The sequence below is a fragment of the Williamsia muralis genome (genome assembly GCF_002735905.1).
GTDB lineage: Bacteria > Actinomycetota > Actinomycetes > Mycobacteriales > Mycobacteriaceae > Williamsia > Williamsia muralis_A.
In genome coordinates, this window is the sequence record NZ_PEBD01000008.1 from 112,825 (window position 1) to 133,420 (window position 20,596).

19 protein-coding genes are annotated in these 20,596 nt (G+C 64.9%); 13 read left to right on the plus strand and 6 right to left on the minus strand.

The annotated features are described in order from the left end of the window. Positions 1 to 42: 42 nt before the first annotated feature. Positions 43 to 1,179 (minus strand): GGDEF domain-containing protein, encoded by a 1,137-nt coding sequence (locus CSW57_RS09515; RefSeq protein WP_099382582.1) that lies wholly within the window; start codon positions 1,177 to 1,179, stop codon positions 43 to 45. 205 nt (positions 1,180 to 1,384) lie between these two features. On the opposite strand from CSW57_RS09515, the gene CSW57_RS09520 reads away from it, so the two are divergent. From CSW57_RS09520 to CSW57_RS09530, 3 genes are read left to right on the plus strand one after another with little or no spacing between them, the layout of a single operon-like run. Continuing rightward, positions 1,385 to 2,137 (plus strand): isocitrate lyase/PEP mutase family protein, encoded by a 753-nt coding sequence (locus CSW57_RS09520; RefSeq protein WP_099382583.1) that lies wholly within the window; start codon positions 1,385 to 1,387, stop codon positions 2,135 to 2,137. 51 nt (positions 2,138 to 2,188) lie between these two features. Beyond that, on the plus strand, positions 2,189 to 5,077 hold the full coding sequence (locus CSW57_RS09525; protein WP_099382584.1) for a DEAD/DEAH box helicase: 2,889 nt from the start codon (positions 2,189 to 2,191) through the stop codon (positions 5,075 to 5,077). Further along, positions 5,074 to 5,820: an SWIM zinc finger family protein gene (locus tag CSW57_RS09530; protein ID WP_099382585.1), complete on the plus strand. Its 747-nt coding sequence runs from the start codon at positions 5,074 to 5,076 to the stop codon at positions 5,818 to 5,820. Before CSW57_RS09525 ends, CSW57_RS09530 begins: the two co-directional genes overlap by 4 nt. A gap of 18 nt (positions 5,821 to 5,838) precedes the next feature. Here CSW57_RS09530 and CSW57_RS09535 read toward each other — a convergent pair whose 3' ends face one another. After that, a complete protein-coding gene (locus CSW57_RS09535; protein WP_099382586.1) occupies positions 5,839 to 6,696 on the minus strand; it encodes an SDR family oxidoreductase in 858 nt (285 codons plus the stop codon). A gap of 117 nt (positions 6,697 to 6,813) precedes the next feature. On the opposite strand from CSW57_RS09535, the gene CSW57_RS09540 reads away from it, so the two are divergent. The 3 genes from CSW57_RS09540 to CSW57_RS09550 all read left to right on the plus strand — a co-directional run bounded on the left by CSW57_RS09540 (position 6,814) and on the right by CSW57_RS09550 (position 8,900). Further along, the gene (locus tag CSW57_RS09540; protein ID WP_099382587.1) at positions 6,814 to 7,191 is read left to right on the plus strand and encodes a winged helix-turn-helix transcriptional regulator; all 378 of its coding nucleotides are present in this window, start codon (positions 6,814 to 6,816) and stop codon (positions 7,189 to 7,191) included. A 112-nt stretch (positions 7,192 to 7,303) separates the two neighbouring features. Further along, positions 7,304 to 8,254: an esterase/lipase family protein gene (locus CSW57_RS09545; protein ID WP_223249154.1), complete on the plus strand. Its 951-nt coding sequence runs from the start codon at positions 7,304 to 7,306 to the stop codon at positions 8,252 to 8,254. Between the two features lie 214 nt (positions 8,255 to 8,468). Continuing rightward, positions 8,469 to 8,900, plus strand: a complete 432-nt coding sequence (locus tag CSW57_RS09550; RefSeq protein ID WP_099382589.1) for a DoxX family protein — start codon at positions 8,469 to 8,471, stop codon at positions 8,898 to 8,900. Positions 8,901 to 8,961: 61 nt separating this feature from the next. Here CSW57_RS09550 and CSW57_RS09555 read toward each other — a convergent pair whose 3' ends face one another. After that, positions 8,962 to 10,089, minus strand: a complete 1,128-nt coding sequence (locus CSW57_RS09555; protein WP_099382590.1) for a citrate/2-methylcitrate synthase — start codon at positions 10,087 to 10,089, stop codon at positions 8,962 to 8,964. Between the two features lie 99 nt (positions 10,090 to 10,188). Here CSW57_RS09555 and CSW57_RS09560 point away from each other — a divergent pair, with 99 nt between their 5' ends. Continuing rightward, positions 10,189 to 11,448, plus strand: a complete 1,260-nt coding sequence (locus tag CSW57_RS09560) for a citrate synthase (protein WP_099382591.1) — start codon at positions 10,189 to 10,191, stop codon at positions 11,446 to 11,448. A 104-nt stretch (positions 11,449 to 11,552) separates the two neighbouring features. Here the strand turns inward: CSW57_RS09560 and CSW57_RS09565 are convergent, their stop codons facing one another. Continuing rightward, entirely contained in the window at positions 11,553 to 12,035 is a 483-nt protein-coding gene (locus tag CSW57_RS09565; RefSeq protein ID WP_099382592.1) for a PPOX class F420-dependent oxidoreductase, read from the minus strand. A gap of 10 nt (positions 12,036 to 12,045) precedes the next feature. After that, on the minus strand, positions 12,046 to 13,575 hold the full coding sequence (locus tag CSW57_RS09570) for an acyl-CoA synthetase (RefSeq protein ID WP_099382593.1): 1,530 nt from the start codon (positions 13,573 to 13,575) through the stop codon (positions 12,046 to 12,048). 65 nt (positions 13,576 to 13,640) lie between these two features. Here CSW57_RS09570 and CSW57_RS09575 point away from each other — a divergent pair, with 65 nt between their 5' ends. From CSW57_RS09575 to CSW57_RS09585, 3 genes are all read left to right on the plus strand, one after another. Further along, positions 13,641 to 15,158, plus strand: a complete 1,518-nt coding sequence (locus CSW57_RS09575) for an amidohydrolase (RefSeq protein WP_099382594.1) — start codon at positions 13,641 to 13,643, stop codon at positions 15,156 to 15,158. A gap of 164 nt (positions 15,159 to 15,322) precedes the next feature. After that, entirely contained in the window at positions 15,323 to 16,807 is a 1,485-nt protein-coding gene (locus CSW57_RS09580; RefSeq protein WP_099383272.1) for a SulP family inorganic anion transporter, read from the plus strand. Then, entirely contained in the window at positions 16,807 to 17,181 is a 375-nt protein-coding gene (locus tag CSW57_RS09585) for a MerR family transcriptional regulator (RefSeq protein ID WP_099382595.1), read from the plus strand. The genes CSW57_RS09580 and CSW57_RS09585 overlap by 1 nt, the downstream gene beginning before the upstream one ends. A 14-nt stretch (positions 17,182 to 17,195) precedes the next feature. Here the strand turns inward: CSW57_RS09585 and CSW57_RS09590 are convergent, their stop codons facing one another. After that, positions 17,196 to 17,405, minus strand: coding sequence for a dodecin (locus tag CSW57_RS09590; protein WP_062797488.1), 210 nt, complete (start codon positions 17,403 to 17,405; stop codon positions 17,196 to 17,198). Between the two features lie 146 nt (positions 17,406 to 17,551). Between CSW57_RS09590 and CSW57_RS09595 the strand changes: the two genes are divergently transcribed. The 3 genes from CSW57_RS09595 (at position 17,552) to CSW57_RS09600 (ending at position 20,566) form a co-directional block, all read left to right on the plus strand. Then, positions 17,552 to 19,735: an FUSC family protein gene (locus tag CSW57_RS09595; protein WP_143696506.1), complete on the plus strand. Its 2,184-nt coding sequence runs from the start codon at positions 17,552 to 17,554 to the stop codon at positions 19,733 to 19,735. 201 nt (positions 19,736 to 19,936) lie between these two features. After that, on the plus strand, positions 19,937 to 20,098 hold the full coding sequence (locus CSW57_RS24435; RefSeq protein ID WP_189339198.1) for a hypothetical protein: 162 nt from the start codon (positions 19,937 to 19,939) through the stop codon (positions 20,096 to 20,098). A 111-nt stretch (positions 20,099 to 20,209) separates the two neighbouring features. Further along, complete coding sequence (locus tag CSW57_RS09600) at positions 20,210 to 20,566, plus strand: UBP-type zinc finger domain-containing protein (protein ID WP_099382597.1); 357 nt, start codon at positions 20,210 to 20,212, stop codon at positions 20,564 to 20,566. The last annotated feature ends 30 nt before the right edge of the window (positions 20,567 to 20,596 follow it).

Genomic DNA, 20,596 nt, shown 5'->3' on the forward strand with positions numbered 1-20,596 from the left:
TGGTCATCGCCTGCCAATACCGACCACCGGGCTGCCCTCAACTCATCGGTCGACCTCGGCGCTCTTTGGCGGCAGATCGTGCTCGACGGCGGGTGGCGCGAAGGTCACCGCATCTCCTCCGCGTTTCTTCGACTGGTACATCGCGGCGTCAGCCGACGGCGCAAGTTCACTCAACAGAGCGATCGTCGGTCGAAGGCGTCCGGACTTCGTGGTGCAGTGCGCCGCCACGGCAACCCCGATGCTCACCGTGATCGGGTACGCGTCATGCGGGTTGCGCAGCACGATCCGGAGCCGTTCGGCCAGGTCGACCAGCTGCTCGGCCGAGCCCGTGACGGCGACCGCGAACTCCTCGCCACCGACCCTGGCCACCAGCGCTGCCGGGCCCGCCGTCGCGGAAAGTCTGGAGGCGGCGAGTTCGAGGACTGTGTCTCCCGCGTGGTGCCCGTGCTGATCGTTCACCGTCTTGAACCCATCGATGTCCAGCATCAGCACAGCCAGCAAGGTCCGGGGCCCGTCGAAGCGCAGTTGAGGGAAGTCCACTTCCAGTCCGCGTCGATTGCGGAGTTGCGTGAGGTGATCGCGAAACGCATCGCTGGCGTCGTGGCCGAGGTTGAGCAGGCCGGACTGCAACATGATCGGCGCCGACAACAGAACCGATAGCAAGACGGCAAGCAGAGCGGATGCGATGAACAGATCTTGCCCGGGAGTGACCAGAACCTTGAGGTACAACGCGACCGTGGTCGACGTGGCGAACACCAGATGCGCGGCCAGCCATCGCGGGCTGTGGAAAGCACTGATGTGGGCGGCGGTCACCGCGAACAACACGCAGCCGGTCATCGCGATGAACGGGTCGGTGAACGTGAAGAGCACCACCGCCACACCCAGGTCGGAATAGACGAGGAACAACTGCGCACCTCGTCTGGACGGCCATGGGCCCCGGAGCCAGGCCAGGCCGACGACCATGCTGCTGACCGCAGCGACCGCGACCGCACCTTGCGCGGCGATGGTCTCGCGTGGACCGGCCGGCGACCCCAGCGACAGGAGCGCGGCCACCCCGTAGAAGAACGACCACATCCCGACGGCCTGGCGGTTGACGACCAGGGATCCGCGCGACCGGTGGTAGTTCAGCGTCCATTGATAGTCGAACGGCTGCCGCCACCACCTCCGGATGAAGTGCATACGGCGTCTCCCAAGCAGTTAGTGGGCGGTACGAATCAATAGGTGAACAGGCCGCGAAAATGTCACTCTGTCAATTCGGCATCGAGGCGCCGCGAGACTGCTCGGTGAGATGCAGACCACATCCGAAAGGAACGGCGTGGGCCCCGGGGTCCAGCATGTGGGAACCGATGGAATGGCCACTCGAACGGGCGTAGTTGTAGGAACCATGACTGATCTCGCAAGCAAGGCAACCACTCTGCTCGAACTCCACCAGCCAGGAAACCCGGTGATCCTTCCGACGGTGTGGGATGCGTGGTCGGCGAATCTCGCCGTGTCCGCCGGTTTCACGGCCCTGACCGTGGGCAGTCACCCGGTGTCGGATTCCATCGGCAAGCCCGACAACGAGGGCATCACCTTCGACGAGTTGATCACCCGCATCAAGCAGATCACCGAGGCAGTCGACGTACCGATCTCGGTCGACATCGAGTCCGGCTACGGCGAAGACCCCAAGCGCCTGATCGATGGGCTGCTCAGCGTCGGCGCCGTCGGTCTGAACATCGAGGACACAGTGCACAGCGAAGGTGGGCGTCTGCGTGAGGCACAGGAGCATGCCGACTTCGTCGGAGCACTGCGTGCAGCATCAGACGCCACCGACACCCACGTGGTGATCAACGCCCGCACCGACCTGTTCGTCAAACAGGTCGGCGATGAGAACGACCGCGTCGACCGCGCCATCGACCGCTTGAAACTGGCGGCCGCCGCCGGCGCCGACGTGCTCTACCCCGTCGGCTTCCACTCCGACGACGTCCACAAGCGCCTCACCGCCGAACTCCCGCTCCCGGTCAACGCGATCGGTCACCCCGCCAACGACGACAAGGCGGCCCTGGCTGCGCTCGGTGTCGCGCGAGTCAGCTTCGGTCCGATCCTGCAGATGGTCTTGGCCGAACGCGCAGGCGAGGTACTCGCACGCTGGAAGTGATCAGCGGCCCGCTCGGCGTCGGCTGTCGCACCGGCGTGCCACCATGTTGACGTGGTTGCGACAGCGGCGGCGCACGCTTTGTGGCGCTCAGGGGTGGGGTTGTCGCTGTGGTTCACCGACGCAGACGGCCAACCGTGCACCGGCCACGTGCCCGACGGGTTACCGGAGCCGGTCGCCACAGCGGTGTCGGGACGGTCACTGCGGCGCACCATCACCGTTGCCGGCCCCGGGCCCACCCGTCGCGACGTCGCATCGCTGACGCTGGGCCCGGCGGCCTCGTGCGACCTGCTGCGGTCGGTCAACGATGACCCTGCCGTCGGTGGCGAATTACGTTATTACCGTTTCCTTTTGGAATCCACCGAGCGTTTTGTCGGCGCCGGGGCCGTCGCTCCGGCGGTGAATCGGGTCGCCGGCGAGTGGGCAGTACGCTGGGCCCCGCTCACCACGGCGGGCTGGCGGGCCTGGCTCTCTACGGCCATCGCGTCCGCGCCACCGGTGATCTTGGAGAACGGCGATTCCACCGCCATCATGGACTTCTGCGGCGAGATGACCGACCATCTCTGCCGCATCCGCTGCTCCGACATCGCCCCCCATTCAGTGCGGTCGAGCCTGGTTCGAGCCCTGCTGCCGGACACCGAATCACCGGAGATGTCGGCGGAACGGGCCGCGTCCGCCGCGGCTGCGTGGGCCACCTGGGCCGACGGCCTCCGGCAGGGCGAGTCGGCGCTGGTCCTCCGGCTGTGCGAGCCCGAAGAAGACGACAACGACGACTCCGACCTGGTGACCCGGTGGCGCCTTCAGGTGTGCCGGCGAACCATGGACCGCCCGGATCAACCCGTGGAGTTGCGCAGGCTGGATCCACACCAGATCGACGAGATCACCACCGAGGTCGCCGGAGCCGTCCGCGCTTTTCCCGACCTCAAGGCCGCCCACCACGACCACCACTCCCTTGATTTCCTGCTCTCCACCGACACGGTGCTGGCTCTGCTCGACACCGGAGTCGCCGCGTTGGCTGACGCCGGGTTCGAGGTGCTGCTCCCCCGATCCATCGCCCATGTGAGGCCGACCCTGACGCTGCGAGGCAAGCCCGAGGGTGGACCGCGTTCTCGCGCTGTCATGGTGGGGCTCGGCGAAATCCGGGACTTTCAATGGCAATTGGCCTTGGGTGACGACATTCTCGACGCCTCCGAACTCGAGGCACTGGCACGCCAGAAAGGTGATCTGGTCAGGGTTCGCGGCAAATGGGTGCGTGCCGACAACGCGGCCTTGTCGAGGTCGGCTGCGTTCATCCAGACTCAGCGGGCACTGGCCGAGTCAGGTCAGCCGGCCGGCATGGGCGAGCTCTTCAACCTCGTCGCCGACGGAGACGACCGGCTGCCGCTACCGGTCGGGCGGGTGGAAGGTCTGTCATGGCTCGACGACATCAAGCGCGGTGGGCAACTGGCCCCACCGCCGCTCGAGGCTCCCGCATCGCTGCACGCCGAACTCAGGCCCTACCAACACCGTGGGATGGAGTGGCTGAGGCATCTGAGTTCGCTCGGCATCGGCGCGGTGCTCGCCGACGACATGGGTCTGGGTAAGACCATCCAGGTGCTCGCTCTGATCTGCGGCGAAAAAGCACCAGATGATGCCGGTTCGCGCACAACGCTTTTGGTGTGCCCGATGTCGGTCGTCGGTAACTGGGAACGAGAGATCACCAAGTTCGCACCCCACCTCACGGTGCTGGTCCATCACGGGCCAGGCCGCCTCACCCAGGGGCACTTCGAACCGGCGGCGGCAAAGGTGGATGTTGTCATCACGACGTTTGCGATCGCGTCGCGCGACCGCGCGCTGCTGGGCGCGGTGAAGTGGGACCGCCTCGTGGTGGACGAAGCCCAGCACATCAAGAACGTGAACACCGCCCAGTCCAAAGCGGTGCGGGCGATGTCGGCCCGTCACCGTGTCGCCCTCACGGGCACCCCGGTGGAGAACCGGCTCGAGGATCTTCGTTCGGTCATCGACCTGGTCAATCCCGGACTGCTGGGCACCGCGTCGGTGTTCAAGAACCGCTACGCCGAACCCATTGAGCGCGAACGTGATCGGGATGCGGTACGCAGGCTGTCGGCGGTCACCTCGCCGTTCATCTTGCGGCGGGTCAAAACCGATCCCAGTGTGATCTCCGATCTACCGGAGAAGACCGAGCTGACCGTTCGGGCGAACCTCACCGTCGAGCAGGCCGGGCTCTACCGCGCCGTCATCGACGACCTGATGGATGCACTCGGAAAGGGCGAGAGCCGGCAGCCCGGCAGTGAGCGACGCCGAACAGTGTTCGCAGCGCTGACCCGGCTCAAACAGATCTGCAACCATCCCGCGCACTACCTCGGCGACGGCTCCCCCATCCTCCGCCGGAACGAACACCGCTCGGGCAAGGTCGAATTGCTGGCGGACATGCTCGAGAACATCGTCGCCGACGGCGAGCGGGCCCTGGTCTTCACCCAGTTCACCGCATTCGGCACGATGCTCGAACCATGGTTGTCGGACCGCCTGGGCCATTCCCTGTCGTTCCTGCACGGAGGCCTCAGTCGCTCGGCGCGGGACAAACTGGTCGCCGAGTTCGGCGAGGCGGACGGGCCACCTGTGATGATCGCGTCGCTCAAGGCCGGGGGCACCGGACTCAATCTCACGGCCGCCAATCATGTTGTGCACCTTGATCGCTGGTGGAATCCCGCAGTCGAGAACCAAGCCACCGACCGCGTGTACCGGATCGGCCAGGAGCGCCGTGTGGAGGTGCGCAAGTTCGTCTGCGTCGGAACCCTGGAGGAGCGCATCGACCAGCTCATCTCCGACAAACGTGAGCTGTCGGAGCTGACCGTGGCCACCGGCGAGAACTGGCTCGCCGACACCGGCGACGATGAGCTCTACGAGCTGATGCGCCTGCACGACGAGGCGGTGAGCGAATGAGCCGCAAGAAGAAGGCGCCCGAACGCGGTTACGGCCTCACACCGTGGTCCAAAGCTTTTCTGCTGGCCGTCGAGCCGACTGCCGAACAGCGAAAGATCGTCAAGGCGCGCAGCTACTTTCGGGACCACAACGTCATCGACCTGGTGATGCGGTCGGGCCGGGTCAGCGCCCTGGTGCAGGGTAGCCAGCTCGACCCCTTCGAGGTCGAGATCAACACGCTCGCGGCCGATCCGGCGACTGTCGTCTCCATGCTGCGGCATGAAGGCAAGACGGACGATCTGGTCGCCCTGACGCGCGGCAGGCAACCGCAGTTGCTCGGTTCGCTGGTGATCCCGACCGAGGCGTCGGATCTGCGAATCGACTGCACGTGCCCCGACGACAGTGACCGCTGTATCCACGTGTTGTCGGTGTGTTTCGAGATAGCGGCGTCGATCGACAAGGAGCCCAGCACTCTGCTCACCGTGATGGGGGTTGAACTCGGCGTCCTGCTGGCCCACCTGCGGGACGCACCATCAGCCGATTCGGCTGAGCCTGACGGAGCCCCTGCACCACCGGCCGATATCGACTTCTACGGCGACGGGCGCCAGATGCCCGGACTGCCACATCCACCGCCGATCGACGTGTTGTCCGAATTGGACACCACTGCCCTCACGGCAGCTCTACGCCGATCGGGTTCGGCGGCGATGGATGTGGCGCAGGCAGTGGACGAGCTGGCTGACCTCTACGCCCGGATCATCCGCTGAGCGACTCTGTGGCGGAGCTCAGTTGAGAACCGACCGGATGACCTCGGAGACCGGGGTCGACTCCCGTCCGATGAGCGCCTGCAGGTCGCCACTTGCCGTGTCCAGCTCGCCGCGCGAGATCCCGGCGTCCGCATCGGCAAGCATGGCGGCGACCGGATCCGGCAGGCCGGCCTGCCCCAGCGCGGCGGCGTAGTCGGCCTGCGGGAGGTCCTGGTACGTCACTTCTGCGCCGGAGATCTCACTGATGGCCTTGGCGAACTCGGCATAGGTGAGGCGTTCGCCACCACCGAGTTCGTAGATCTTGCCGCCCTGATCGTCGAGCGTCAGAGCTGCGGCTGCGGCGGCGGCGAAGTCGCCCCGGGTGGCAGCGGCGAGGCGTCCTTCGCCCGCGGCGCCGTAAAGCTTCCCGGACTCGACCGCCTGTGGGATGGCTGCCGCATAGTTCTCCCAGTACCAACCGTTCCGCAGCAGCACGGTGGGAACCGACGACTCGGCAAGACGAGCCTCGGTGGCCTGGTGCTCGGGGGCGAGGGAGATGTTGCTCCGGTCGGCGTTCAGCAGACTCGTGTACGCGATCAGCTGGACACCGGATTGTTCGGCCGCATCGATGACGTTGATGTGCTGGGCAACCCGTCGGCCGACCTCCGAGCCCGACACGAGGAGAAGTTTGTCCACTCCCGTCAGCGCCGCCCGTAGCGCCGCCGGGTCGTCGTAGTCGGCGGTTCGAACTTCGACGCCCTTGCCCTGCAGGGCCGTGGCTTTCGTGGCATCTCGCACTACTGCGACGATGTCGGTTGGTGGCACACCTCGATCGAGAAGGCTGTCGATGACAAGTGTTCCCAGTTGGCCGGTGGCACCGGTGACCGCTGTTGGCATTTCAAATCCTCCGTCTCAAGCGCCGTTCTCGGCGCTACCGTTTCAGTATGCGCTTACTTTTAGTAAGCGCAAGCTAACGAGTAACCATCCTGGTCACAGCTGGGTTATCGTGGAGCAATGGCCGACCAGGTGGACAACTCTCTCGAAGCAGACGTCTTCGCGCGTGACTGTTCATCCCGCGAGACACTCCAGGACGTCACCGGTCGCTGGGGGCTACTCGTTCTTGCGGCACTCGCTGAGGGCAGTTATCGATTCAACGCACTCCGCCGACGAGTCGACGGAGTCAGCGAACGGATGCTCTCGCAGACACTGCAAAATCTCGAGCGCGACGGCATGCTCACCCGCACGGTGCTCGAGGCAATCCCGCCCAAAGTCGAATACGAGCTGACGCCGCTGGGCCGGGAGATCGCCGAACGGCTGCACGGCCTGATCGAACTGGTGCAGTCGAACATGGACGTGGTCTACGCCGCCCGCGCCGCCTACGACAACCAGTGACCGTCCCACGCGTCGGGAACTCCTGCGAGATTCACCGATCCCGACTCCCCGCCTGAGCTGCCGGTTATCCTCGAAGCGTAGCTAACCAGTTGCGATGGGCAGTGGGAGCAGAATGCAACGAGCGAAGATCGCCGGGGTGATCGCTGCTCTCGTGTTGACCCTGGGGACAGTGTTCGGGACCGGTCCGGTGGCGGCGAAGGATCCATTGCCCGTCGACTACAACTTCTTCGCCGGTATCCCCAGCGAACTCACTCGGCCCGGAGGCTCCTTGCCCGGGTCCAACGACTGGAATTGCAAGCCGACTCCCGAGCATCCGAGGCCCGTCGTTCTCGTGCACGGCACGGGCGGGGGTGCCCAGACCAACTGGGGCACGTACGCGCCGTTGCTGGCGAACAACGGCTACTGCGTCTTCGCCTTGACCTATGGCGCCATCCCGTGGGCGCCGTGGCCGATCAGCGCACTCGGCGGCTTCGCATCCATCGACAAGAGTGCCGCCGAATTGGCCGCCTTTGTCGACAGGGTGCGCGCATCGACCGGCGCGGCCAAGGTCGACATCGTGGGGCATTCGCAGGGCACGTTGATGCCCACCTACTGGATCAAGTTCCTGGGTGGAGCCGACAAGGTCGACAAGTACATTTCCCTTGCGCCGTTGTGGAACGGCACCAACGTCGCCGCGGCCGGTGAGATCGCGGCCTACGCCAAAGCGCTCGGGATCGATCAGATCCAGCAGCAGACCATCGGGGCCATCTGCGCGGCGTGCCTGCAGATGACCAAAGGCTCGGACATGCTCAAGAAGCTGCAGCGCGATGGCCTCTATGACCCCGACATCACCTACACCAACATCATGACCCGCTTCGACGAACTCGTCGTTCCGTACACGAGCGGGGAGCTGCGCGCTGAGAACGCCACGAACATCGTTGTGCAAGACGGATGTTCACAGGACTACTCCGAGCACACCGGCATCGCGGGATCTCGCCGTGCGGCGCAGTTCGTCCTGAACGCGCTTGACCCGGCACACCCTCAAGCAGTGGGATGCGAGTTCGTCCCACCCTTCACCGGCTGAGTATCCGCCATTGGTCGGGTAGGAGTTCATCGGCATTTGACGGGCGGGATGTCGCGTTGGACCAGCCGAACGCGATCGCGGCCGACCACACCAGGGAAGAAGTAGTACCCCTGAGGTGACAGCTACCATCCGCTGCTTCCCGCGATTAGTTCTGTGTTCCGGCACGGTCTCACTTCACAAGACCGACAAACCGCCACAACCCCAGGAGCGCAAAATGACCGCCATCGCCGACAACCCAGCCACCTCCACCCAGACCCCGTCCCCCATCAGCCGGAGGTCTCAGATCGCCGGCCGCGTGGTGACCGGACTCGTCAGCATCTTGCTGCTCGTCGACGCGATCTCACACCTGGCATTGCCAGAAGAGGTGACGAAGGCGTCGTACGAGCTCGGCTTCACCGACGGCGACATCATTGCCATGGGCGTGGTGATGCTGGGATGCCTTGCGTTGTACCTGTACCCCCGGACCGCGATCCTCGGTGCGGTACTTCTGACCGGATACTTCGGCGGCGCGACCACATCACACATGATCGATGAAAAGTCGCTCAGCGCAGGCATTTTCCTGCCGGTTGCCGTCGGCGTCGCAGTGTGGGCCGGCCTGTGGCTACGCAGCGCTACGGTTCGCTCGATCATGCCGTTGGTGCGCTGACCACAACCGATGTCACCCGACACTTGGACCCGGTGAGATCACCTCACCGGGTCCACTGGGCTCACCGGACAACCGGCGGACCCACATATCGGGCGCTCGGGCGAATGATCTTGCGGTCCTCGGCCTGCTCGAGAATGTTGGCGCACCACCCCACCATTCGACTCACCGCGAAGGTGGGGGTGAACATCTGTCGGGGCACGCCGCAACTGTCCATGACGACTCCCGCATAGAACTCGACGTTCGCGTAGAGAGGACGATCCGGATAGGCCTCGCCCAACACCGCCACCACATCCTTCTCCACATCGATGGCGAACTCGGCCAGCGGCCCGCCGAGTCGGGACGCGATGTCGCGCAACAGGTCCGACCTCGGATCATTGGTGCGGTAGACCGCGTGACCGAAACCCATGATGCGGCTACGCCCCGCCAGCTGGGCTTTGGCCCAGGCGGTCGCATCGCCGGTCTCGGCGATCTCGTCGAGCGCATCGAGTGCCCGATCCGGCGCGCCGCCGTGCAGGGGTCCGGAGAATGCGCCGAGTGCCCCACACACCGCACTGAAGACATCGGCGCCGGTCGACGCAATCACCCGGGCGGTGAACGTCGACGCGTTGAATCCGTGGTCGACGGTGGCGATCAGGTACTGCTCGATCGCTCGTGCGCGCTCTGGCTCCGGTTCCTTGCCGGTCAAACCGTACAACCAGTTCTCTGCGGTCGAGAGGTCGTCGCGCGGTGGCAGCGGATCCTCACCTGCTCGAATCCTGTGCAAGGCGGCAAGGATGGTCGGCGTCATCGCCGTGGCGGCCAGCGAGTCGGCAATCCTCTGATCTGAACCGGCATCCCACAGCGGGACAACCGATGTGGTCGCTGCGGCCGCCGACAACACGGTACGTAGTCGCGCGAGCATCTGCCGCTCGTTGCCGGCCAGGGCAATCGTGCGTAGGAGCGACGACAGTTCCTCGGGAATTGCGCGGAGGGCCCGCGTCGTGGCGACAAACGTGTCCAGCTCGTCGCTGTCCGGAAGACGACCGTAGACGAACAAGAACCACACTTCTTCGAACGTCTTCGTCCTGGCCAGGTCAATGGCCGAGTACTGGCGATACTGATAGAAACCCTCGTCACCACGTACATCACCAATCGCGGTATCCGCGACCACGACGTTGCTCAACCCCGGCGGGGCGACCATCACCGACATGTGAATCTCCGATCCTAAGTGTGGTTGTCTGGCAATCACATTCGACCGACCGCTGCTATGTGTCAATGTTGATCGAATCAATGTGAAGGGACCTCGACGATGGCAGTTCGACCAACCGACCACGTGGCCCATCACCGTCGGCGGCGACCCACACCGCTGCGACACGATGGACGCGACTACCTCACCACCACGCAAGTCGCCCGGGTGCTCGGCGTCAAGACGCAAACCGTGTACGCCTACGTGAGTCGGGGGCTGTTGACCAGCGCTGCCGTCGACGGGGTCCGGGGCAGCGTGTTCGCCGTCGACGAGGTGGACGCACTGACCCGGCGTTCCGCCGGCCGACCTCCGGCCGGCGTCGTCGAACGTATTCGAACTCAGATCACACTGCTCGACGACGATCACCTCTACTACCGTGGCCAGGATGCCGCCGCGCTCTCCACCTTGGTGGACTTCGAGGCGGTTTGCGCGTTGCTGTGGCAGAGCGAGCCCGTTTGGGGTCGAAACATGCTTCCCCGCAGTGTGATCAAGCAGTTGAGGGCGCTCAGCAACCCCGCCGGTCGCCGTGTCGACATGATCAGAATGGCCATCGACGTACTCGGATCCCGCGACAACCTCCGCCACCAACTCACCCACGATGTGGTGACCCGCAAGGGCGCCGGCATCCTCGACACGGTGGTCGATTGTCTACCTGTCCCCTCGGGTCAGGACGCAATCGGGCCATCACTCGCGGCGAGGCTGTGGCCGCGGCTCACCTCGATCCCGGCCAATCGCGGCCGTGTCCGCTTGCTGAACGCCGCGCTGGTCTTGCTGGCCGACCACGACCTCACCGCGAGCACGGTCGCGGCCAGGGTGGCCGCGAGCGCGCGCGGCAGCATCTATTCCGTGGTCACCGCGGGGCTCGGTGCGCTCGACGGGCCGTTGCACGGAGGTGCCGCCACCAGGGCGTCACGATTCCTGGCCGATGCTCTGGACAATCCTTCGGGTGCATTGGCGCTGTGGTCAGGGCCAGAACAGGCCACACCCGGCTTCGGCCACGTGGTGTACCGGGACCACGATCCGCGCGCCGAGGCCCTGTTCGAGTTGATGGCCACCACCACCGGCGGCAACCGTAAGGTCATCCGAACCATCGAAGAGTTGCGGGGTTTGGCCGGCCAGACCGATGCCGCGTTCCTCAATTCGGATATGGCACTGGCCGCGATCGCGGTCCGCTTCGACATGTCACCCGACGCGGCCGAGACGATCTTCGCGATAGCGCGAATCGCAGGATGGGTTGCCCACGCCATCGAGGAGTACGAGGAGCCAAGACTGCGGTTCCGGCCGCAGGGTGTCTACGTCGGGGTGCGACCACCTGCCCAATGAGCAGAATGCGCGCCGTCGTCGCCGTCGCACCGCTTTGATCGCCGCGCACCGGTTCAAACCCGTGCGCGGTGCACAAGACGGTGCGTGGGCAATCTCCGCCGGAGTCAGTCCTGTGCGTCGAGGCGGGTAGCCACGTCTTCCGGAAATCCGCCGGTGGCAATGGGACTCCAGCGTGACGGGGTGATCCGGATCAGCGATTTGCCTTGCACACGCATCGCCTTGCGGTAATCGTCCCAGTCGGGGTGCTCACCCGAGATGCTGCGAAAGTAGTCGACAAGCGCATCTTCGGCCTCAGGCATGTCGAGCACCTCGGCGGTTCCATCGATCTGAACCCAGGCACCGTTCCATTCGTCGGACACCACGCACACGCTCACCGAGCTGTTACGGCGGGCGTTGGCCGTCTTGGCGCGGCCGGGGTACGTCGAGATGACGATGCGGCCTTCCTCGTCCACTCCACCGGTGACCGGCGACAGCTGCGGACTGCCGTCGGCTCGGACCGTACTGAGCAGCATGTGGTGCCGCGGCCGGACAAAGTCCAGCAGCGCTTCGCGTTCGACGTCTGTGGTGGTCGCAACTGTTCTGGCCATGGGTTGCAGTCTAGTCCTGTAGTCCGCTGCGCAGTTCTCGCTTGAGCAGCTTCCCGCTCTGGTTTCGTGGTAGTTCATCCACGAACACAACGCGTTTCGGCACTTTGAAGGGAGCGATCTGCTCCTTGACATGAGCGATGAGGCCATCGGGCGACACCTCGCCCGCGTCCGGACGCAGCACCACCACCGCGGTGATCGCCTCGATCCACTTCTCATCCGGTGTACCGATCACCGCGACCTCCGCGACACCGGGATGGGTGTACACCGCATCTTCGACCTCGCGGGAGGCCACCAGGATCCCACCGGTGTTGATGACGTCTTTGATCCGGTCGACCACGGTGATGTAGCCCTGGGCATCACGGGTGACCAGGTCACCGGAATGGAACCAGCCATCCCGGAACGCTTCCTCGGTGGCCGCGGGATTGTCCCAATAGCCTTGGCACAGTTGCGGAGAGCGGTAGAGCACCTCACCGGGGGTGCCGTCGGCGACGTCGTTGCCGTCGGTGTCCACCACTCGCGTCTCGACAAAGAACACAGCTCGGCCACACGATGCCGGCCGGTCTGCGTGCTCTTCAGGTTGCAGAACCGTTGCCAATGGGCCGATTTCGGACTGACCGAAGCAGTTGTAAAAGGCGATGTCGGGGTAGCGTTCGCGTAGCCGATTCAGCACGGTGACCGGCATGATGGAGGCACCGTACTGGGCCTTACGCAGGGTCGAGAGATCACGGGTCTCGAGATCGGGATGACCGGCCAGCGGAACCCACACGGTCGGCGCCAGGAACAGCGACCCGATCTTCTCGGCTTCGATGCGCCGCAGGATCTCCGGGATGTTCGGGGTCTCAATGAGGCTGATCGTGGCGCCCACCGACAGGTACGGAAGCATGAACACGTGCATGCCCGCCGAGTGATAGAGCGGCATGCAGATGAGCGGATTGTCCGACTCGGTGAAGGCGAGCGCCATCACCGATGACACGTATTCGTGGACCATCGCGCCGTGGGTCATCATCGCGCCCTTGGGTTTCGACGTGGTCCCCGAGGTGTAGAGCAATTGCACCAGGCTGGTCTCGTCAACCGGGGCGTCGATGGCCGGGATGTCTCCCGAACTGCATCGCGCCAGTAGCGAATCCGCATCGTCACGTAAGGCAATGATGTGCTCGACACCCAGCGATTCGGCGACAGGCGTGAGGCCGGGCCGAAGTGCCGGGTCAACCAGCACCGCACGACTTCCCGACTGGCCGACGAGGTATTCGAGCTCGCCTCCCTTCAGCGCATAGTTGACAGGCACATGGACCAGTCCGGCGCGGGCACAGCCTAGGAATCCGATGAGATAGGCGTCGGAGTTGGTGCCGTATGCCGCGACCCGGTCTCCTCCGCTCAGACCGATCGACCTGAGGTGCCCTGCTGCCCTGCTCACAGCGATATCGAGATCGCGATAGGACCACGAGCGATCGGCGAACCGGAGTGCGATGCGATCAGGGAACTTGGCCGCGCTCCGCCGCAGGATGCCGTCGACGGTACTGGCACGAAACATTGTGCTCATGGGAACAAACTTTATAGGAAGTCCAAGTATCTCGACCGCACATCTGTCGTGAGAAGCTGGGCGCCATGACCGTCTCATCCACTCTGATCCGCAGTGCGCGGTTGGTTCCGGTCGGCCGACCAACCCCCACAGAACTCCCCGTCGACATCCGGATCGAGGGCGGAACGGTGACCGAGATCGCCGGCGGGCTTCGCCCATCCGGCGCGGAGACGGTGATCGACGCAGACGGCCGCTGGGCCATCCCTGGACTCTGGGACCAGCACGCTCACCTGACCTGGTGGGCCCAAAGCCGTTCCAAATTGGACGTATCCGGGACTTCAGGTCCCGGCGACGTGCTTCGTATCGTCGCCGACCACGTGGCGTCACTGCCCCACCCCTGGGGGTCCGGCGCGATCGTCGGCTACGGATTCCGAACGGCCACCTGGTATGAACAGCCAACCGCTGCCATGCTCGACACCGTCAGCGGATCCCATCCGGTCATCCTGGCCAGCGGCGACGGTCACACCGGCTGGCTGAACACCAAAGCTCTTGCACTTCTGGGGGTTCCGCTTCGCGACGGGCCACTTCTCGAGTCCGAATGGTTCGACCTGCAACAGCAGGTCAGTGCCCTGACCGCCGCGTCGGAGAACATCGACGACCTGCTGCGCGCCACGATCGCGGACGCAGCGAGCACAGGTGTTGTCGGTGTCGTCGACTTCGAGATGGCTGCGGGTTACCTGGAGTGGCCGGAGCGGTTTGCCCGCGGTATCGACCAGATCCGCATCCGGCCGGTCACGTACCCCGACCGACTCGACGACGTCCTGGCGGCGGGTCTGCGAACGGGCAGCGAACTCGCCGACGGACGAGGGTTGCTGACCATGGGTCCGTTGAAGATCTTCTCGGACGGGTCGCTCAACACCCGCACCGCGTTCTGCTGCGAGCCCTATACCGACACCGAACACCACACACTCGGCCACCAGGCATACGACCACCAGTCCCTCGTGGAGTTGATCTCCCGTGGACACCGCCGCGGCATGGACATCGCCTTGCACGCCATCGGTGATGCTGCGGTGGACCAGGCACTGAGCGCATTCGAGGCAACCGGCGCACGCGGCGGCATCGAACATGTGCAACTCATCCGCCACGACGACATCCGGCGGATGCGCGAACTGGGCGTGCGGGCCAGTGTGCAGCCGGCCCATCTGGTCGACGACCGGGAGGTGGCCCGGCAATGCTGGTCCGACCGCACCGACCGTTGTTTCGCCCTTCGTTCGATGCTGCGGGGTGGCGTCACACTCGCGCTCGGCTCCGATGCACCGGTTGCTCCGCTCGACCCGAGAATCGCGATGGCAGCAGCCGTCGATCGGGGCGCCGACGCGACAACCGAGCCGTGGAACCCCGATGAGGCGCTCACCCCGGCGCAAGCCCTCTCGGCCAGTACGGATGGCCAGACCACGGTGGCCGTGGGCAGTCGCGGCGATGTGGTGCTGCTCGACGACAACCCGATCGCATCAGGTACATCGACACAGATGGGCACTCGTCTGCGCGCGCTCGGAGTCGCCGCGACCATCGTCCGCGGCCGGCCCGTCCACCTGGCCCTGTAACGGCCGACGGGACAGCACGAGTTGGGGCAAACCTCTCGTTACGGTAGGTTTGCGGCGTCCCGGCCACGTCTGCCGGCCACCCACACGACTGCCCACATCAGCTCGAAAGGACGCGCGTGCCCAGCACGGACTCCGTCACCCATTCTCAGAACCCACCGGCGACCATGCGCTCGCTCATGCGCTCACCGCGCGATCTCCGGCGGGAGGTGCTGGCAGGTCTGGTGGTCGCGCTTGCGCTCATCCCTGAGGCCATCTCGTTCTCGATCATCGCCGGGGTCGACCCGCGTGTGGGGCTGTTCGCGTCGGTCACCATGGCCGTCACCATCGCAGTGGTGGGAGGCCGGCCTGCGATGATCTCCGCGGCCACCGGCGCCGTTGCGCTTGTTGTGGCGCCGATCGTGGACGACTACGGACTCGACTATCTCATCGCCACGGTCATCCTCGCCGGCATCTTCCAGGTCGCGCTCAGCGTGGTCGGTATCGCCAGGTTGATGCGCTTCATCCCCCGCAGCGTGATGACGGGGTTCGTCAACGCGTTGGCCATCCTCATCTTCGGAGCCCAGCTGCCGCATCTCGTCGGCGACGACATTCCCTGGCTCGTCTACCCCTTGGTGGCGACGGGTTTGGTGATCATCGTGCTGTTGCCCCGCTTCACCACGGCCGTCCCCTCGCCACTTGTGGCGATCGTGGGTTTGACGGTGGTGGTCACCGCGTTCGGCTGGGATGTCCCCTCCGTGGAAGACGAAGGCGCACTGCCCGATTCACTACCATCACTGCTGATCCCCGACGTTCCGTTCACGATGCACACCCTGTCGGTCATCGCACCGTATGCACTGGCGATGGCCCTCGTGGGACTGATGGAGTCGCTGATGACCGCCAAGCTGGTCGACGACATCACCGACACACACTCCGACAAGACCCGCGAAGGGTGGGGCCAAGGAGTGGCCAACATCGTCACCGGGTTCTTCGGCGGCATGGGTGGCTGCGCGATGATCGGTCAGACGATGATCAACGTCAACCAATCGGGCGCCCGCACCAGACTGTCGACGTTTTTGGCCGGGTTGTTCCTGTTGATCCTTGTCGTGGTTCTCGGCGACATCGTCGGTGTCATCCCGATGGCCGCCCTGGTCGCCGTGATGATCATGGTGTCGGTCGGTACGTTCGACTGGCACAGCGTCCATCCCCGAACCCTGCGGGTGATGCCGTTTCCGGAAACTCTTGTCATGCTGGTCACCGTTGTCGCAACGGTTCTCACCAGCAATCTCGCCATCGGCGTCGTTCTCGGCGTACTCACTGCGATGGTGCTGTTTGCCCGCCGGGTCGCACATCTCACCTCGGTCACGCCGGTCACCGAAAAGGACTCCGCGAGTGCCGATTTCGCCGAGGTGCGTCGCTACCGGGTCGCCGGACAGCTGTTCTTCGCGTCGAGCAACGACCTCGTCTATCAGTTCGACTACGCGGGCGATCCCGACAGGGTCATCATCGACCTGAGCGATGCCGACGTCTGGGATGCGTCGACGGTCGCCAGTCTCGATGCCGTACTGGGCAAGTACCGGGCGCGAGGCAAACAGGCCACAATCGTCGGACTGGAGGGCGCGGGGCTCGCACGCCTCGAACGGTTGTCGGGCCGACTCGGCGCATCCGGCTGATGACCGGCGACCGCATGAAGGTGGGCGAGGTTGCCGACCGGCTCGGGCTGTCGGTCCGGACTCTGCGTCATTACGAAGACATCGATCTGGTGGCGCCGACAGCCCGCACCGAAGGCAATTTCCGGCTCTACACCGAAGACGATGTGCGACGTCTGCTGATCATCCGGCGGATGAAACCACTGGGCTACAGCCTCGACGAGATGCGCACTTTCTTACGGGCCGTGGATGCACTGCACGGTTCCGACAATCCAGATCCCGCTGCCCGCACCGTCATCGACGAGGTGAGAGCCGACGCCCGAAACCGCTACGAACGCCTGCTCACCCACGTCGAGTACGCCACCGAGTTCATCGGCATACTCGACGACCTCGACTGACGACGGGCCTCCCCTCAGTCCTCCAGTTTGAAACCGACCTTCAGGGTGACCTGGAAGTGCGCGAGCTCTCCGTTCTCCACGTGTCCTCGTGTCTCGATCACCTCGAACCAATCGACGTTGCGCAGCGACTTGTTGGCCCGGGCTATCGCGGTCTTGATCGCATCGTCGGTACTTGTTGTCGACGACCCGACGATCTCGGTGACGCGGTAGACGTTGTCGCTCATGCGAATCTCCATTCTCGTTCTGCTCGGTGAGGGCTTCTGATCTCTCCCCCAACCCACGTTAGGCGATCGCGGCGCCGCACGACATCGATCTCGACGTCGGTCACCGTTGCCCCGTGGAATCGGACTCCTGCCGTTACCATCACGCCATGGGCTTGCCCGTCCCGCGTCGACTGCGCTCACTGCCTGCGGCCGCGCGTTCGCGCGACCACGGTTTCGATGCGCTGCGCAGGGCGGTGCGCACCGCGATCATCGTCCCGATCGTGGCTGCCATCGCCGTGCATGTCGGCGGCCCCCAGACTCCGTTGTTCGCCATCTTCGGCACCATCGCGCTACTGGTGCTGGTCGACTTCCCGGGCAACCGCACTCGACGTGCCGTCAGCTTCGCCGGCCTCGCTGTGGTGGGGTACGTATTCATCACCGTCGGAACGATTCTGGCGACGCCTGCTTGGGTGGGCGTGATCTCGATGCTGGTGGTCGGGGTGGTGGTGTCCTACTTGGCCATTCTCAGCTCCAGCTTTGCCGCAGGTCAGCGCGCGGCTCTTCTCGCGTTTGTCCTGCCGGTGGCAGTTCCCGATGTCGGCCCGATCTCCGACCGACTGCTGGGTTGGACTCTGGCCCTGGTGTTCTGCATCCCGGCTGCGCTGTACCTCCTGCCCCCGGATCACCACGATGCGCTGCGCCGCCGGGCCCGGGAAGTCTGCGAGGCTCTTGCCGAACACATCGCCATGAGCCACAACGACACCGCGTCCACCGCGCGAGTCATGGACGCGATGAGCAACCTGCGTCAGGCGTACCTGGGTACCGACAGCCGACCTACGGGGCTCACGGCCGGCAGCCGGGCTCTGGCACGCGTGGTGGACGACCTCGAATGGCTTGCCGCTCAAACCACTCACGGTGAAATCCGGGTGCCCGATGAAGTCCGAGACCCCGCCTCGGCGGTCTTGCGTCGTTGCGTCGAGGTGCTCCGCGAAGGCCGGTCACCAGAAGACGATGGCCTGTGCAGGCAACGACTCGTCTCCGCGGCAGCGGACCTGACCTCGGTGTTGCGAAACCGCTTCGGTCACAACGTCGAACAGATCGTGGCCGAGCCGAGCAAGCCCGAGGCGGAGACAACTGGAGCCCGACTGCTCACGGTTCACACCGTCGGCACAACAGTGGCTCTCGTCGGGCGAACCATCGCGTGGTCGTCTGCTGCCGATGCGCGGCCGATGATCGCCAAGGTGCTGGGCAGGCAGTTGCCACCGACCGGCGCAGCAGATCTCGTGCTGTCCGAACTCGAGGCCTCCCGAAAAGCCGCGTCACCGGTCGTCATAGCCCGGTCGGTGATCGCCCGCAACGCCCTGCGCACCGGTGTGGGCCTCGCTGCCGCAGTGGCCCTCATTCAGATGGTGCCGGTACAGCACGGGTTCTGGGTGGTGCTGGGCGCGATGTCGGTCCTGCGCAGTAGCGCTCTCACCACAGGCTCGAAAGTCGTACGGGCGGTTGCGGGAACCACCGCGGGGTTTGTCATCGGCGGAGCCATCGTCGTCGTGTTGGGTACCAACGGCACCCTGTTGTGGATTCTGCTTCCGTTTGCAGCTTTCGGAGCCGCCTACATTCCCAAGGTCTTCTCCTTCGCCGCTGGTCAAGCCGCGTTCACGGTGCTGGTGATCACCATGTTCAACATTCTCAAGCCCAGCGGTTGGCACGTGGGCCTGATTCGCGTAGAGGATGTTGCCATCGGATGCGCAGTGGCAGTGGTGGTCTCGTTTCTCCTCTGGCCCCGAGGTGTCGCAACGACGGCACGCGCGGCCATCGACGGCGCGACCGGCCAGTACTTGCACTACCTCGAGGTTGTGGTGGACCGATTGCTCGGGGCCACCGACTCCTCGGCGATTGCCGACGTCACCAAGCACCGAGATCTGAGCGTCATCGCTTATCGCACTGCCGATGACGCGGCACGCCAATATCTTTCAGAGAGTGGTGGGCCCACGGACGAGCGAACGCCCATGCTCCGAGCTTTTGGGTACGCCACTCGCCTCCGCCTGGTCGCCGATTCGATCGCAGACCTCCCGCTGCCGCCCGACCCGGACGGCCATCCGCGACTTCGGGCGGTGGTCAGGCGCCACACGGACAAGATCCGGACCGGCCATACGACGCACGCCGACGGCGGAGCCGGGATCGCCGAGGATGCTGTCTCGGCTTTGCGCGCGGACACCGCCGACCTCCCACTGGAAATCACCACTGCGCGACCACTGATCGGCGCGTGTGCGTATCTCGGCGAACTCGAGCTGATGTACGGCGCTGTTGAGCCGTACGCTCCGTCCCCACTGAGCCGACCGAGCAGTTAGCCGCCTGTCCCACGAACGGTCGACTCCGCGCGGCTCACGCTCGGAAAATCGGTTGCCCCGCGCCATCTGAACCGCCGACACTGTCCTGGCCTGCACAAACACTGTCGAGCGATCGCTTGGCAGGATATTTGCCAATACTGTCAATTCAGACACTGTTGGCGCGATGTATTCGAACGGATAGTTGCTGCCATGGACATCTTGGTGATCTTAGGACCGGCCGTGGTTGCCGGATTGATTGCGACGTATCAAAATCGCACGTCGCCGCGGGCGTCTTTCGACGCCGGATCTGGGATGAGCCGGGCCCGCACCGAGCTCGAACTCGACCTGCTCGACCGAGGCAGCAAGGGGCGCAATGTCGGCTGAGGCGGTCTGGTGGCCCTGTGCAGTGGACGCGATCCGCGGTGGACAAGATGCGCAAACGATCGAACACTGATCTTGTGGTCGAGTAACGATCGATGAGCGAGAGGGCCCGGAATGACAACTCCAGACATCAATCCGTCGGTGCCACCCAGCGGTTCCGGTTGCGTCGAATGCGACCAGACGGGTAGCTGGTGGTTCCACCTACGCCGGTGCGCAACGTGCGGTCACGTTGGCTGCTGCGATGATTCGCTGTCCCGGCACGCCTCACACCATGCCGCCGACACGGGTCATGCTGTCATCCAGTCGTTCGAACCTGGTGAGGATTGGTTCTGGAATTACGCCACCAATGACTACTACCGCGGCCCCGAACTCGCTCCGCCGCACGCGCACCCCGTCGATCAGGCGGCGCCGGGTCCGAGTGATCGCGTGCCGGCCGACTGGATGAGCCGGCTGATGAACCGGACCGACTGACCGGGTTTGGGCTCTCATAACAGCCCGGAA

Excerpts from the sequence above, each read along its gene's own strand:
- CSW57_RS09515 (WP_099382582.1), bottom strand. The coding sequence starts at position 1,179 with ATGCACTTCATCCGGAGGTGGTGGCGGCAGCCGTTCGACTATCAATGG.
- CSW57_RS09520 (WP_099382583.1), top strand. The coding sequence starts at position 1,385 with ATGACTGATCTCGCAAGCAAGGCAACCACTCTGCTCGAACTCCACCAG.
- CSW57_RS09530 (WP_099382585.1), top strand. The coding sequence starts at position 5,074 with ATGAGCCGCAAGAAGAAGGCGCCCGAACGCGGTTACGGCCTCACACCG.
- CSW57_RS09535 (WP_099382586.1), bottom strand. The coding sequence starts at position 6,696 with ATGCCAACAGCGGTCACCGGTGCCACCGGCCAACTGGGAACACTTGTC.
- CSW57_RS09540 (WP_099382587.1), top strand. The coding sequence starts at position 6,814 with ATGGCCGACCAGGTGGACAACTCTCTCGAAGCAGACGTCTTCGCGCGT.
- CSW57_RS09545 (WP_223249154.1), top strand. The coding sequence starts at position 7,304 with ATGCAACGAGCGAAGATCGCCGGGGTGATCGCTGCTCTCGTGTTGACC.
- CSW57_RS09550 (WP_099382589.1), top strand. The coding sequence starts at position 8,469 with ATGACCGCCATCGCCGACAACCCAGCCACCTCCACCCAGACCCCGTCC.
- CSW57_RS09555 (WP_099382590.1), bottom strand. The coding sequence starts at position 10,089 with ATGTCGGTGATGGTCGCCCCGCCGGGGTTGAGCAACGTCGTGGTCGCG.
- CSW57_RS09560 (WP_099382591.1), top strand. The coding sequence starts at position 10,189 with ATGGCAGTTCGACCAACCGACCACGTGGCCCATCACCGTCGGCGGCGA.
- CSW57_RS09565 (WP_099382592.1), bottom strand. The coding sequence starts at position 12,035 with ATGGCCAGAACAGTTGCGACCACCACAGACGTCGAACGCGAAGCGCTG.
- CSW57_RS09570 (WP_099382593.1), bottom strand. The coding sequence starts at position 13,575 with ATGAGCACAATGTTTCGTGCCAGTACCGTCGACGGCATCCTGCGGCGG.
- CSW57_RS09575 (WP_099382594.1), top strand. The coding sequence starts at position 13,641 with ATGACCGTCTCATCCACTCTGATCCGCAGTGCGCGGTTGGTTCCGGTC.
- CSW57_RS09580 (WP_099383272.1), top strand. The coding sequence starts at position 15,323 with ATGCGCTCGCTCATGCGCTCACCGCGCGATCTCCGGCGGGAGGTGCTG.
- CSW57_RS09585 (WP_099382595.1), top strand. The coding sequence starts at position 16,807 with ATGACCGGCGACCGCATGAAGGTGGGCGAGGTTGCCGACCGGCTCGGG.
- CSW57_RS09590 (WP_062797488.1), bottom strand. The coding sequence starts at position 17,405 with ATGAGCGACAACGTCTACCGCGTCACCGAGATCGTCGGGTCGTCGACA.
- CSW57_RS09595 (WP_143696506.1), top strand. The coding sequence starts at position 17,552 with ATGGGCTTGCCCGTCCCGCGTCGACTGCGCTCACTGCCTGCGGCCGCG.
- CSW57_RS09600 (WP_099382597.1), top strand. The coding sequence starts at position 20,210 with ATGACAACTCCAGACATCAATCCGTCGGTGCCACCCAGCGGTTCCGGT.